Annotated in this window: 11 protein-coding genes; 5 read left to right on the top strand and 6 right to left on the bottom strand. The window is 59.3% G+C overall.

Annotation, left to right across the window (positions count from 1 at the left end; all coding sequences use genetic code 11):
* Positions 1–23 precede the first annotated feature (23 nt).
* The 4 genes from AC3Y64_RS22230 to AC3Y64_RS22245 all read left to right on the top strand — a co-directional run bounded on the left by AC3Y64_RS22230 (position 24) and on the right by AC3Y64_RS22245 (position 6536).
* A complete protein-coding gene (locus tag AC3Y64_RS22230) occupies positions 24–1088 on the top strand; it encodes an imelysin family protein (RefSeq protein ID WP_489985269.1) in 1065 nt (354 codons plus the stop codon).
* Between the two features lie 14 nt (positions 1089–1102).
* On the top strand, positions 1103–2203 hold the full coding sequence (locus tag AC3Y64_RS22235; protein WP_489985270.1) for a DUF1513 domain-containing protein: 1101 nt from the start codon (positions 1103–1105) through the stop codon (positions 2201–2203).
* A 144-nt stretch (positions 2204–2347) separates the two neighbouring features.
* On the top strand, positions 2348–3496 hold the full coding sequence (locus AC3Y64_RS22240; RefSeq protein ID WP_489985271.1) for an efflux RND transporter periplasmic adaptor subunit: 1149 nt from the start codon (positions 2348–2350) through the stop codon (positions 3494–3496).
* Between the two features lie 13 nt (positions 3497–3509).
* The gene (locus AC3Y64_RS22245) at positions 3510–6536 is read left to right on the top strand and encodes a multidrug efflux RND transporter permease subunit (RefSeq protein ID WP_489985272.1); all 3027 of its coding nucleotides are present in this window, start codon (positions 3510–3512) and stop codon (positions 6534–6536) included.
* A 134-nt stretch (positions 6537–6670) separates the two neighbouring features.
* Here the strand turns inward: AC3Y64_RS22245 and AC3Y64_RS22250 are convergent, their stop codons facing one another.
* The 5 genes from AC3Y64_RS22250 to colR all read right to left on the bottom strand — a co-directional run bounded on the left by AC3Y64_RS22250 (position 6671) and on the right by colR (position 10394).
* Positions 6671–6898 carry a hypothetical protein gene (locus AC3Y64_RS22250; RefSeq protein WP_122589718.1) on the bottom strand — a complete coding sequence of 76 codons (228 nt, stop codon included), beginning with the start codon at positions 6896–6898 and terminating at the stop codon, positions 6671–6673.
* Positions 6899–6900: 2 nt separating this feature from the next.
* Positions 6901–7614: a lipopolysaccharide kinase InaA family protein gene (locus tag AC3Y64_RS22255; RefSeq protein ID WP_489985273.1), complete on the bottom strand. Its 714-nt coding sequence runs from the start codon at positions 7612–7614 to the stop codon at positions 6901–6903.
* Between the two features lie 4 nt (positions 7615–7618).
* Positions 7619–8287: a class I SAM-dependent methyltransferase gene (locus tag AC3Y64_RS22260; RefSeq protein ID WP_489985274.1), complete on the bottom strand. Its 669-nt coding sequence runs from the start codon at positions 8285–8287 to the stop codon at positions 7619–7621.
* 152 nt (positions 8288–8439) lie between these two features.
* On the bottom strand, positions 8440–9723 hold the full coding sequence (locus AC3Y64_RS22265; RefSeq protein WP_489985275.1) for a sensor histidine kinase: 1284 nt from the start codon (positions 9721–9723) through the stop codon (positions 8440–8442).
* The gene (gene colR, locus AC3Y64_RS22270) at positions 9723–10394 is read right to left on the bottom strand and encodes a two-component system response regulator ColR (RefSeq protein ID WP_489985276.1); all 672 of its coding nucleotides are present in this window, start codon (positions 10392–10394) and stop codon (positions 9723–9725) included. The genes AC3Y64_RS22265 and colR overlap by 1 nt, the downstream gene beginning before the upstream one ends.
* 220 nt (positions 10395–10614) lie before the next feature.
* Here colR and AC3Y64_RS22275 point away from each other — a divergent pair, with 220 nt between their 5' ends.
* Positions 10615–11358: a phosphatase PAP2 family protein gene (locus tag AC3Y64_RS22275; RefSeq protein WP_489985277.1), complete on the top strand. Its 744-nt coding sequence runs from the start codon at positions 10615–10617 to the stop codon at positions 11356–11358.
* A 296-nt stretch (positions 11359–11654) separates the two neighbouring features.
* On the opposite strand, the gene groL is transcribed toward AC3Y64_RS22275, so the two are convergent.
* Complete coding sequence (groL, locus tag AC3Y64_RS22280) at positions 11655–13301, bottom strand: chaperonin GroEL (protein ID WP_064391926.1); 1647 nt, start codon at positions 13299–13301, stop codon at positions 11655–11657.
* Positions 13302–13315: the final 14 nt, after the last annotated feature.

Below are 13315 nucleotides of genomic sequence, written 5' to 3' on the forward strand. Positions count from 1 at the left end.
GATAAAAGAATCGGGAGCCCGACATGTTCCGTCCCAAGCTACTGTTCACCAGCCTTGCCGCGCTCGCCCTCGGCGCCTGCTCGCCGCAGGATCCGCAAGCGGTCACTTCGGCAGCCATCGCCAAATCGGTGATCCTGCCGACTTATACCCGTTGGGTCGAAGCCGACAAGCAACTGGCCGTCAGTGCCCTCGCCTACTGCCAGGGCAAAGAAACCCTGGAAACCGCCCGTGCCGACTTCCTGCATGCGCAGAAAGCCTGGGCCGAGTTGCAACCGCTGCTGATCGGTCCGTTGGCCGAGGGCAACCGTTCGTGGCAGGTGCAGTTCTGGCCGGACAAGAAAAACCTTGTCGGTCGTCAGGTCGAGCAACTGGTGGTCGCGCAGCCACAGATCGACGCCGCCGCACTGGCCAAATCCAGCGTTGTCGTCCAGGGCCTGTCGGCTTACGAATACATCCTGTTCGACGCCAAGCCTGACGTCGCCAACGCCGAGCAGAAAGCCAAGTACTGCCCACTGCTGATCGCCATCGGCGAGCGTCAGAAGCAACTGGCCGAAGAGATTCTGCAGAACTGGAACAACACCGACGGCATGCTCGCGCAGATGACCAAGTTCCCCAACCAGCGCTATGCCGACTCCCACGAAGCGATCGCCGATCTGCTGCGCGTGCAGGTCACCGCGCTGGACACCCTGAAGAAAAAACTCGGCACGCCAATGGGTCGCCAGAGCAAGGGTGTGCCACAGCCGTTCCAGGCCGATGCATGGCGTAGCCAGTCGTCGTTGACCGCGCTGGAAGCCAGCCTCGCCGCCGCGAAAACCGTGTGGGAAGGCGTCGACAACAAAGGCCTGCGCAGCCTGCTGCCAAGCGATCAGAAGCCACTGGCGGACAAGATCGACGCGGCTTACGCTGCTTCGCTGAAACTGTTCGACAGCACCCAGCGTTCCCTCGGCGAAATGCTTGAAGACGACGCCGGTCGTCAGCAACTCAACGATATCTACGACAGCCTCAACGTCGTCCATCGCCTGCACGAAGGCGAACTGGCCAAGGCGCTGGGTATCCAACTGGGCTTTAACGCCAACGACGGTGACTGATGAGGGCAAGTGCCATGCTGCGACGCCAGGCTCTGACTTTAGCTAGTACGCTGCTGGGAGCAGTGACACTGGGCGGCTGGACGCTGTTCAAACGCAAGGATCAGAGCCCGCTGCTGTTGTCGGCGCGCGACGATACCGACGGCAAGCATTACGCCGTCGGTTATCGCCTGGACGGCAAGCAGGTGTTCGCCACCGAAGTCGGCCAGCGTTGCCACGACATCATCAACCACCCCACGCAGCCGATTGCGTTGTTCGTCGCGCGGCGTCCGGGCACCGAGAGTTACCTGATCGACATGCGCGACGGTAATTTGCTGCAGACGGTGACCTCGCAGCCGAACCGGCACTTCTACGGCCACGCCGTGGTGCACAAGGACGGCGAGTACCTGTACGCGACCGAGAACGACACCAGCGATCCCGGTCGGGGTCTGCTCGGCGTGTACAAGTTCGAAGGCGAGCGGCTGGTGCACAGCGGTGAGATTTCCACCCACGGTCTCGGCCCGCATCAGGTGTCCTGGATGCCTGACGGCGAGACCTTGGTGGTGGCCAACGGCGGGATTCGTACCGAGGCGGAAAGCCGCGTCGACATGAATCTCAATGCCATGGAGCCGAGCCTGGTGCTGATGCAACGCGACGGTACGCTGCTGAGCAAGGAAACCCTCGCTCAGCAGATGAATAGCGTGCGCCATTTGGGCATCGCCAGCGACGGCACCATCGTTGCCAGTCAGCAATTCATGGGCGCCTCCCATGAGCGTTCGGAGTTGCTGGCGATCAAGCGTCCGGGTCAACCGTTCGTGGCGTTCCCGGTGCCGGAGCATCAGTTGCAATCGATGGGGCATTACACCGCCAGCGTCGCCGTGCACAGCGATCTGCGTCTGGTCGCACTGACGGCACCGCGTGGCAACCGCTTCTTTATCTGGGATCTGGACAGCGGCGAAGTACGCCTCGATGCGCCGTTGCCTGATTGCGCGGGCGTCGGTGCGGTGAAGGATGGTTTCGTTGTGACGTCTGGTCAGGGCCGGTGCCGCTACTACGATTGCCGTCAGGATGAGTTGTTGGCCAAACCGCTGGAATTGCCGGCGGGGCTCTGGGACAACCATCTTCATCTGATGGCATAAAACGCCCTTAAAAGATCGTCCGAGGCTCGGGCCGCGATAGGACGATCTTTTTAAGCCCCTGTAATAAGTGCCAGTTGGAATACCCCCTGTACTCGGAGTAATGTGCCCGCCTGTCTCACCTGATTTATCCAAGGAACTGGAAATATGCTGCGTCGCCGCATGCTGATCATGTTGGGTGTTGTTTTGCTGATCGTCCTGGTGCTGGGCGGCTACAAAGCCTTTTCGGTCTATACGATGATCCAGGGCTTTTCCAAGCCGAAGCCGCCGATCAGTGTCGCCGTCGCCAACGCGACCGAACAGCCGTGGCAGATGCGCCTGCCCACCGTCGGCACACTCAAGGCGCTGCAAGGTGTCGAGCTGAGCCTGGAAGTGGCCGGCACCGTCACCGAACTCAAATTCGAATCCGGACAGAAGGTCAAGGCCGGGCAGCCGCTGCTGCAACTCGACAGCGCCGTCGAAACCGCCCTGCTGGAAACCGCCAAAGCCGACCTCGGTCTGGCGCAACTGGATTTCGGTCGTGGCGCCCAACTGGTCGACAGCCGCGCGATCTCCAAAGGCGAGTACGACCGCCTCTCCGCCGTGCTGCAAAAGAACAAGGCCACGGTCAATCAGCTCAACGCCTCGCTGGCAAAAAAACGCATCCTTGCGCCGTTCAGCGGCACCATTGGCATCCGTCAGGTCGACGTCGGCGACTACCTCGCCAGCGGCACCAAAATCGCCACGCTGCAGGATTTGAGCAGCCTCTACGCCGACTTCTACCTGCCCGAACAATCGGTGCCGAAACTGGCCATCGGCCAACCGGTGCAAATCTCGGTCTCCGCTTACCCCGGACAAAATTTCGCCGGCAAGATCAGCGCGATCAACCCGATTGTCGAAAGCACCACGCGCAATATCCTGATTCGCGCCACCCTGGCCAACCCGGACGGCAAACTGTTGCCGGGCATGTTTACCAGCCTTGAAGTGCTGCTGCCCGATCCGCAAAAACACATCGTGGTGCCGGAGAGTGCGATCACCTACACCCTCTACGGCAACTCGATCTACGTGGTCGGGCAGAAGAAAGCCGAGGACGGCAACGTCGAAAAGGATGACAAGGACCAGCCGGTGCTGATCGCCGAGCGACGCTTCATCGAAACCGGTGAGCGCCGTGATGGCCTGGTGATGATCAACAAGGGCGTGCAGAGCGGCGAACAAGTGGTGACGGCTGGCCAGATCAAACTGGACAACGGCGCACACATCGCCATCAGCGACGACAAGACCCTCGGCGAGCAGAACAGTCCGCCCCGCGCCGACTGATCAAGGAATCCCCATGGCTTTTACCGATCCGTTCATCCGCCGCCCGGTGCTCGCCACCGTGGTCAGCCTGTTGATTGTGCTGCTGGGCTTCCAGGCCTGGAGCAAGCTGCCGCTGCGCCAATACCCGCAAATGGAAAACGCCCTGATCACGGTAACCACCGCTTACCCCGGGGCCAACGCCGAAACCATTCAGGGCTACATCACCCAACCGATGCAACAGAGCCTGGCCAGCGCTGAAGGCATCGATTACATGACCTCGGTCAGCCGGCAGAACTTCTCGACGATTTCAATCTACGCGCGCATTGGCGCCAACACCGACCGCTTGTTCACCGAGCTGCTGGCCAAGGCCAACGAGGTCAAGAACCAACTGCCGCAAGACGCCGAAGACCCGGTACTGAGCAAGGAGTCCGCTGACGCTTCGGCGCTGATGTACATCAGTTTCTTCAGCGATGACCTGAGCAACCCGCAGATCACCGACTACCTGTCTCGGGTGATCCAACCGAAACTGGCGACACTGCCCGGCATGGCAGAAGCAGAGATTCTCGGCAATCAGGTGTTCGCCATGCGCCTGTGGCTCGACCCGGTGAAGCTCGCCGGTTTCGGTCTCAGCGCCAGCGACGTGACCAACGCGGTGCGCCAGTACAACTTCCTCTCCGCTGCCGGCGAAGTGAAAGGCGAGTACGTGGTCACCAGCATCAACGCCAACACCGAACTGAAATCCGCCGAGGCGTTCGCGGCGATCCCGCTCAAGGTCAGTGGCGACAGCCGCGTGCTGCTCAGCGATGTCGCACGGGTGGAAATGGGCGCGGAAAACTACGACTCGATCAGCTCGTTCGGCGGCACGCCGTCGGTGTACATCGGCATCAAGGCCACGCCGGGCGCCAACCCGCTGGACGTGATCAAGGAAGTGCGCAAGATCATGCCGGAGCTGGAGGCGCAGCTGCCGCCGAACCTCAAGAGCGAGATCGCCTACGACGCCACGCTGTTCATTCAGGCCTCCATCGATGAAGTGGTGAAAACCCTGTTCGAAGCGGTGCTGATCGTGATCGTCGTGGTGTTCCTGTTCCTTGGCGCCTTGCGTTCGGTGGTGATCCCGGTGGTGACCATTCCACTGTCGATGATCGGCGTGATGTTCTTCATGCAGATGATGGGTTACTCGATCAACCTGCTGACGTTGCTGGCAATGGTGTTGGCCATCGGCCTGGTGGTGGACGATGCGATTGTCGTGGTGGAGAACATTCACCGGCATATCGAGGAAGGCAAAACCCCGTTTGACGCGGCCCTCGAAGGCGCACGGGAAATCGCCATGCCGGTGGTGTCGATGACGATCACCCTGGCGGCGGTGTACGCGCCAATCGGTTTCCTCACCGGACTGACCGGAGCGTTGTTCAAGGAATTCGCCCTGACGCTGGCCGGGGCAGTGGTGATCTCCGGCATTGTCGCCCTGACCCTGTCGCCAATGATGTGCGCCTATCTGCTGCGCCATGAACAAAACCCCAGCGGCCTCGCCCATCGTCTCGACCGCATCTTCGACAGCCTCAAGCGCCGTTACCAGAGCATGCTGCACGGCACGCTGAACACGCGGCCGGTGGTGCTGGTGTTCGCGGTGATCGTGCTGTGCCTGATCCCGGTGTTCCTCAAGTTCACCAAATCGGAACTGGCGCCGGACGAGGATCAGGGCATTATTTTCATGATGGCCACCGCCCCGCAGCCGACCAACCTGGATTACCTGAGCGCCTACACCGACGAGTTCATCAAGATCTTCAAGGAATTCCCTGAGTACTACTCTTCGTTCCAGATCAACGGCTACAACGGTGTGCAGGCCGGCATCGGCGGTTTCCTGCTCAAGCCGTGGAACGAACGCAGCCGCACGCAGATGGAAATCCTTCCCGAGGTGCAGGGCAAACTCGAAGGCATTCCGGGCCTGCAGATCTTCGGTTTCAACCTGCCCTCCTTGCCCGGCACCGGTGAAGGTTTGCCGTTCGAGTTCGTGATCAACACGGCCAACGACTACGAACTGCTGCTGCAAGTCGCTGACCGGATCAAGAAACGCGCCATGGAGTCGGGCAAGTTCGCCTTCGTCGACCTTGATCTGGCGTTCGACAAACCGGAAGTGGTGGTCGACATCGACCGCGCCAAAGCGGCACAGATGGGCGTGTCGATGCAGGACTTGGGCGGCACGCTGGCGACGTTGCTCGGTGAGGCGGAAATCAACCGTTTCACCATTGAAGGGCGCAGCTACAAGGTCATCGCCCAGGTTGAACGGCCCTACCGCGACAACCCGGACTGGCTGAACAATTACTACGTGAAAAACACCCAGGGCGAATTGCTGCCATTGTCGACGCTGATCAAGGTCAGCGACCGCGCACGACCGCGCCAGCTCAACCAGTTCCAGCAACTCAACGCGGCGAAGATTTCCGGTTTTCCGCTGGTGAGCATGGGCGAAGCCATCGACACCGTGCTGCAGATCGCCCGCGAAGAAGCGCCCGCCGGTTTTGCTTTCGACTATGGTGGCGCCTCACGGCAGTTCGTCCAGGAAGGCAGTGCCTTGTGGGTGACGTTTGCCTTGGCGCTGGCGATCATTTTTCTGGTGTTGGCCGCGCAGTTCGAGAGTTTCCGCGATCCGCTGGTGATTCTGGTGACGGTACCGTTGTCGATCTGCGGGGCGTTGATTCCGCTGTTCCTCGGCTGGTCGAGCATGAACATCTACACCCAGGTCGGGCTGGTGACGCTGATCGGTCTGATCAGCAAGCACGGAATCCTGATCGTCGAATTCGCCAACCAGTTACGCAAGGACAAGGGACTGACCGCACGCGAGGCGGTCGAGGAAGCCGCGGCCATTCGATTGCGCCCGGTGTTGATGACCACGGCGGCGATGGTATTTGGCATGGTGCCGCTGATTCTGGCGACCGGTGCCGGCGCCGTCAGCCGCTTTGATATCGGCATGGTAATCGCCACGGGGATGTCGATCGGGACGTTGTTTACGCTGTTCGTCTTGCCGTGCGTCTACACCCTGCTGGCGAAACCTGATAAGTCTTGAACGCAAAAGATCGCAGCCTTCGGCAGCTCCTACACCGATCCATGTAGGAGCTGCCGAAGGCTGCGATCTTTTGATCTTGCTTGCATAAAAAAGGCCTCGCATCTGCGAGGCCTTTTATGTGGGCTTCAATCGGTTCAACTCTGTGGCCTCATCCCTTGAGAGAGTCCGAACATGAACAACAACAAGTCATGATCGGGTTTGGTCGCCACGGAGGCTTTTGCCACCCGTGGGACTGCGCAGTGGGCGTCGTCTATTGACGCGCCAACAACCTGCATACGGGGCTGCTCCCAAGCTGCCACCGCCAATGATGCAACTGCCAAGGCTCCAACCAGAAACAAACCTCGTGCAATTTCTAGTTTCATCGCTATAAACCTTTGATAGCGCTGCCAAACGCCGTCTCATAAAAGTAGACGAGTTTTTTCCAGTCTGTGTCGCTGAACGACGAATGGCGGCGCAATTGTTTCATGTCGTGGGAGGCTGCGCGATGAGCGGTCAGACGCTGCCGGCATTTCTCCAGATCGATCAACGCCACTTCGACCTTCGCCGAATCGCCTTCGCCGGTAACCCGTACGAACACGTGCTTGATATAGATGCAGCTGTGCTGCCAACGGCCCTTGTGCATGCGCGCGAGGTTTTCGGCGAGGTCTTTCAATACGCGCTCGTAAACGGCTTCACTGTACTGCGCACGCCCGCCTGCAGCTTGCCATTTTTCCAGCTCGTCAAAGCCATCCAGCGACTTGGTCACCAGCAGCGCACGCCATTTGTATTGCGGATCAGGCTGAGCGCCGCAGAAAACGATTTCCGGCACCCGCACACCGAGCTTACTGACGCCGGTCAGCGCATCGAGCTCACGCAGCACCGTCGGGCGACCGAACGGATGCAGCCAGCTGCGATAGATATGTCCGGTCTGGCGCTTTGCATACAACAGCTGGCCATCACGTCCCATGACTCGTTGCACACCACTTTCGCCACCACGGCGAACGTTGGGTTCTTCTACCCATTCACCCTGCTGGCTCCAGTAATAGTCAAAGCGATCCTGCGGAGCGAGGCCCGTTTCTGTTGCAAATTGCACTGCCATCCCACTACCTCTTGCGTAATACGTAAACCCGCCACATGGCATAGAGCGGGATGAAATCCAGTTGTTCCTGAATGCGGAACCCTGCTGCTTCGAATTCTTTTTCCACCGTAACAGCGGGTAACACAAAACGGTTTTGGTAACCTTCCTGCCCACGCTTGGCCTCAGCCTTTTTGCGTTTCCAGGCCTTGAAGTTGCCATCCACCCACAGCGAAATAATCACGCTGTCTCGGGTGACGCGCTCAAATTCACGCAGAATGGCCCGTCGATGCTCGGCTTCACCGATGTGATGGAGCAAACGCATGCAGAAAATGCTGTCGACGGCGTTATCAGGCAAGGCAATGTCGAACGCAGACGTGTGCAAGGGTTGTACCCGTTTCACCACATCTGCCGGTTGCGATTGCATCGCTGTCTTGATCATCGATTCGGAGTTGTCCGCACCGATGATCACGCGGTTGGGCTTTTCCGCCAGCAAGGGCCAGAAACGTCCCGCACCACACGGCAAATCCAGTACCAGGCCCGGTTCACCCGCCAGCGTCAAGGCCTTGCGGGCCAACTGTTCGTCACGCCAATGAGACAGACGGCGGCCAAGATTGGCTTGATGCTTGTGCAGGTATTTCTCTGCGTGCTTATCGTCGTACTTTTCGGAAAAATCGAGCTTGATCGGGCCGGCCATCACCAGGACTCCAGAATTACTGATGTCCCCACCTTAAGCGGGGGCGTGTCAGCGTCAGGTCATCCATTTGTGAAAAAAATGTTGGGTAAACCTGCAAACTATTTCAAGGTTATACAGGATTTAGACAGGTTGGCGGGAGTGGCTGGGTGCCACTACCGGGTGTCAATGTTGCCAAGATCTACCTCAAACCGGCAGCCATTGGGTTCCATCGTACTCAAACTGACGGTCCAGCCCTCGTTTTCGCAGATCCGCTGTACCAGGGACAGGCCAAGCCCCAGCCCCTCGCCGCGATTTTCCTTGCCGCGCACGAACGGCTGGAACATGGCCTCGCGCTTCTCTTCGGGAATACCCACGCCCGAGTCCTCGACCACAAATCCTCGCGGCGTCAGTGTCAGGCGAATGAACCCCTGCTCGGTGTAGTGGCAGGCATTGCGCAGCAGATTGCCCATCACCGCCGTCAACAACGTCGCGTTGTAACAAGTCGCTGGCGGGTTGCCCGCCTCGAACTGCAGATTCAGGCCTTTGCTTTCGATCGGTTCGCGCCAGACACACAGCAGGCTGTCCGCCACCTGGATGATATTTTGCTGCGGCGCCAGACCGGCGTCTTCGCGCTGAGCGCGGGCGAGCATCAGGAAGGTTTGCACCAACTCGCGCATTTCCTCACTGGCGCGGGCTATGCGCTCGACTTGAGAGCGACCGCGCTGATCGATCGCAGGGTTTTCCAGCAACAGCTCACACGAGCTGGCCAGCACCATCAGCGGTGTGCGCAATTCATGGCTGACATCACTGGTAAACAAACGCTCGCGGGTCAGCGCCTGACGCAAACGACCCAGCGTGGCATCGAACGCCACCGCCAGTTCACCGACTTCGTCCGCCGCATAATCCGGCGCCAGCGGCGGCGCCAGCCCGAGCAACTGGTCGCGATGACGCACCTGCCGTGCCAGTCGTACCACCGGGGCCATCACTTTGCGCGCCAGCACCCAACCGAGAAAAACCGCCAGCGCCAGGCTGAGTACGAAACCCACCAGCACCACGGCAAACAGCACGCGCTCACGCTCTTCGAAATCGCTTTGATCCTGCAGCAACACATAGCGACGACCGTCGACGACCTCGACCATCGCGTGATACGACAGTTGCTCGCGGAAGACTTCATGAAAACCCGAATCGAGATGACGCAGATCCTTCGGCAGTTCGAAATCGCCCGGCCCACCGCTGAAATAGAACAGCTGATCGGGCTCCGGCCGATGGCTCCAGTCCGAGACGTTGTCCATCAGCAGCAGACGCTGCAGGTCACCACCCAGCCCCGCCGAAATCAGTTTTTCTTCGACCAGATGCACGGTCGCGACGATGCCCATGGCGAAGGCGCCGGCCACCAGCGCACTCATTAGCGCGAAGGCAATGATGATCCGCTGGGAAAGGCTCTGTCTAAACTCCATTACGCATCGGCCAGGCGGTAACCCACGCCGTGCACGGTATGCAGCAGTGGTTTGGCAAAAGGTTTGTCGATCACTTGGCGCAACTGGTGCACATGGCTGCGCAGGCTGTCGCTGTCCGGGCAATCATCGCCCCACAGCGCTTCTTCGAGAATTTCCCGACGCAAGACGTGCGGGCTCTTCTGCATCAACACCGCCAGCAACTTGAGGCCGACCGGGTTGAGTTTCAGCAGTTTGCCTTCGCGGGTCACTTCCAGTGTGTCGAGGTCGTAACTCAGATCGCCGACCTGCAGCGCCCGACGGCCGCCGCCCTGCGCTCGGCGCATCACTGCTTCGACGCGCGCGGCCAGCTCAGACAAGGCGAAGGGTTTGATCAAGTAGTCGTCGGCACCGGACTTGAAGCCCTGCAAACGGTCATCGAGTTGATCGCGTGCGGTGAGCATGATCACCGGCGTGTCGCGGCGGGCATCTTCGCGCAGGCGTTTGCACAGGGTATAGCCGTCGATGCCCGGCAGCATGATGTCGAGCACGATCAAGTCGTAATGCTCGGTGGCCGCCAGATGCAGTCCCGACAGACCGTCCTGGGCACAATCGACGGTATAGCCCTTGAGGCCCAGATAATCGGCCAGATTGGCCAGGATGTCGCGGTTGTCTTCGACCACTAGGATTCGCATGGGCACCTCTTCCGTACACGGTAACGGCCGTCTTGGCCCGCGCAGCTTAAGGCCAAGTGTGGCTCACCGCTAGGCATGTGTTGGGTTGTTTGCGGAGAAAAACGTTCATTGTGCCGGGCAACGTTTTTTTCACTTTCGATTAACAAATCCACGACGCCAGCACGCGCAGACTCCCCGCGGTTGCGCTCCTCAGAACACACTTACCGACCAAGGAATTACCATGGTGTCGACCTCTGCCCGTCCCGTTTCCAGGCCGCTGAATTTCTGGTGGTGCCTGGGAGTACCTGCCGTTGCGGCGATCATTCTGGTGCTACTCGAACTCACCGATCTGGACATGTCTCTGGCCAGACTGTTTTACGACCCGGTGGCGGGCGACTTTATCGGGCGCCACAGTTACTTTCTCGAAGACATCCTGCACGACCGCGCCAAAGAAGTGGTAATCGCCTTTTCGGTGTTTGCGATCCTCGGTTTCATCGGTGCGTTCTTCATTGAGCGGCTGAAACCGTTCAAGCGTGAGCTGGGTTGTCTGGTGTTGTCGCTGGGGTTGGCCACGTCTTTCGTCACGCCAGTAAAAGCCGTGACGGCTGTGCAGTGCCCGTGGAGCCTTGAGCAGTTTGGCGGCCATGAGACTTACAGCAAACTGATGGAGCATCGTCCGCAGACTGACAAGCCTGGTCGTTGCTGGCCGGGTGGGCATGCGGCCACCGGGTTTACCTTGTTCGCGCTGTTCTTTGTGCTGCGTGATCGCCGCCCGCGTCTGGCCAGGCAAGCGTTCATCTTTGCCTTCGCGTTGGGCGCGGTATTCTCGATCAGCCGGATGATGCAGGGCGCGCACTTCTTTTCGCACAACGTGTGGACGGCGATTTTCTGTTGGCTGATTTGCCTGGGCTCGTATTACTGGGTGCTGTATCGCCCGGCGGTGGGGGCGGAGGCTGCAGTCAAAGTACAACCCGTCAGCGCCTGATCTGACGCCATCGCTGGCAAGCCAGCTCCCACAGGGATTCAAGGTATTCACACAATATTTGTTTCACCTTGGACACTGTGGGACCAATCAGCGCCTGATCTGACGCCATCGCTGGCAAGCCAGCTCCCACAGGGATTCAAGGTGTTCACACAATATTTGTTTCACCTTGGACACTGTGGGAGCTGGCTTGCCAGCGATAGCCGCGCCTCGATGTCGTGCCAACACAAAATCGGAGGCAATAAAAAACCCCGCTGACTCGCGCCAGCGGGGTTTTGCGTTACGGGGGTAAGGCTGGCTTACATCATGCCGCCCATGCCACCCATGCCGCCCATGTCTGGCATACCGCCGCCAGCGCCGCCGTCTTTCTTCGGCGCGTCAGCTACGGCTGCTTCGGTGGTCAGGATCAGACCGCCGATCGACGAGGCTGCTTGCAGAGCCGAACGGGTTACCTTGGTTGGGTCCAGGATGCCCATTTCGATCATGTCGCCGTACTCGCCAGTCGCAGCGTTGTAACCGAAGTTACCTTTGCCGTTCTTGACTTCGTTGACCACAACGCTTGGCTCGTCACCGCTGTTGGCAGCGATCTGACGCAGCGGAGCTTCGATTGCACGGCGCAGAACAGCGATACCTACGTCCTGATCGGCGTTGTCGCCTTTCAGATCAAGGATGGCTTCCAGAGCACGGATCAGCGCAACGCCACCGCCAGGTACCACGCCTTCTTCAACGGCTGCACGGGTAGCGTGCAGGGCGTCTTCAACGCGGGCTTTCTTCTCTTTCATTTCAACTTCGGAACCAGCGCCAACCTTGATCACTGCAACGCCGCCGGACAGTTTGGCCAGACGCTCTTGCAGTTTTTCACGGTCGTAGTCCGAGGAAGTTTCGGCAACCTGAGCACGGATCTGAGCGATACGCGATTCGATGTCACCAGCAACGCCAGCACCGTCAACGATGATGGTGTTTTCCTTGGAGATGGTCACGCGCTTGGCGCTGCCCAGGTTTTCCAGGGTGGCTGCTTCCAGGCTCAGGCCGATCTCTTCGGAGATAACGGTACCACCGGTCAGAACAGCGATGTCCTGCAGCATGGCCTTGCGACGGTCGCCGAAGCCTGGCGCCTTGACGGCTGCGACTTTGACGATGCCACGCATGTTGTTCACAACCAGAGTCGCCAGGGCTTCGCCTTCAACGTCTTCGGAAACGATCAGCAGTGGACGGCCAGCTTTGGCAACGGCTTCCAGTACTGGCAGCATTTCGCGGATGTTCGAGATCTTTTTGTCGACCAGCAGGACCAGTGGGTTGTCCAGTTCGGCAACCATGGTTTCCGGCTTGTTGACGAAGTACGGGGACAGGTAGCCACGGTCGAACTGCATGCCTTCTACAACCGACAGTTCGTTTTCCAGGCCAGTGCCTTCTTCAACGGTGATCACGCCTTCTTTACCGACTTTTTCCATGGCTTCGGCAATGATGTCGCCGATGGAGTTGTCGGAGTTGGCCGAGATGGTGCCTACCTGAGCGATAGCCTTGGTGTCAGCGCATGGCTTGGACAGGTTTTTCAGCTCTTTGACAATGGCGATGGTCGCCTTGTCGATGCCGCGCTTCAGGTCCATCGGGTTCATGCCGGCAGCGACGGCTTTCAGGCCTTCGTTGACGATCGACTGAGCCAGAACGGTAGCAGTGGTAGTACCGTCACCAGCGTCATCGTTGGCACGGGAGGCAACGTCTTTGACCAGCTGCGCGCCCATGTTTTCGAAGCGATCTTCGAGTTCGATTTCTTTGGCGACGGAAACGCCGTCCTTGGTGATGGTCGGAGCGCCGAAGCTCTTCTCGAGGATCACGTTACGGCCTTTCGGGCCCAGGGTCGCTTTTACTGCGTCAGCCAGCACGTTGACACCAACGAGCATTTTCTTGCGGGCGGAATCGCCGAATTTAACTTCTTTAGCAGCCATGATCGATATTCCTT

The sequence above is a fragment of the Pseudomonas sp. 4CAES_32.4 genome (assembly GCF_058136335.1).

What these genes read in the sequence shown, in the direction of transcription:
- AC3Y64_RS22255 (WP_489985273.1), bottom strand. Translation starts at nt 7,614, where the DNA reads ATGGCAGTGCAATTTGCAACAGAAACGGGCCTCGCTCCGCAGGATCGC.
- AC3Y64_RS22265 (WP_489985275.1), bottom strand. Translation starts at nt 9,723, where the DNA reads ATGGAGTTTAGACAGAGCCTTTCCCAGCGGATCATCATTGCCTTCGCG.
- AC3Y64_RS22260 (WP_489985274.1), bottom strand. Translation starts at nt 8,287, where the DNA reads ATGGCCGGCCCGATCAAGCTCGATTTTTCCGAAAAGTACGACGATAAG.
- groL (WP_064391926.1), bottom strand. Translation starts at nt 13,301, where the DNA reads ATGGCTGCTAAAGAAGTTAAATTCGGCGATTCCGCCCGCAAGAAAATG.
- AC3Y64_RS22250 (WP_122589718.1), bottom strand. Translation starts at nt 6,898, where the DNA reads ATGAAACTAGAAATTGCACGAGGTTTGTTTCTGGTTGGAGCCTTGGCA.
- colR (WP_489985276.1), bottom strand. Translation starts at nt 10,394, where the DNA reads ATGCGAATCCTAGTGGTCGAAGACAACCGCGACATCCTGGCCAATCTG.
- AC3Y64_RS22275 (WP_489985277.1), top strand. Translation starts at nt 10,615, where the DNA reads ATGGTGTCGACCTCTGCCCGTCCCGTTTCCAGGCCGCTGAATTTCTGG.
- AC3Y64_RS22235 (WP_489985270.1), top strand. Translation starts at nt 1,103, where the DNA reads ATGCTGCGACGCCAGGCTCTGACTTTAGCTAGTACGCTGCTGGGAGCA.
- AC3Y64_RS22230 (WP_489985269.1), top strand. Translation starts at nt 24, where the DNA reads ATGTTCCGTCCCAAGCTACTGTTCACCAGCCTTGCCGCGCTCGCCCTC.
- AC3Y64_RS22240 (WP_489985271.1), top strand. Translation starts at nt 2,348, where the DNA reads ATGCTGCGTCGCCGCATGCTGATCATGTTGGGTGTTGTTTTGCTGATC.
- AC3Y64_RS22245 (WP_489985272.1), top strand. Translation starts at nt 3,510, where the DNA reads ATGGCTTTTACCGATCCGTTCATCCGCCGCCCGGTGCTCGCCACCGTG.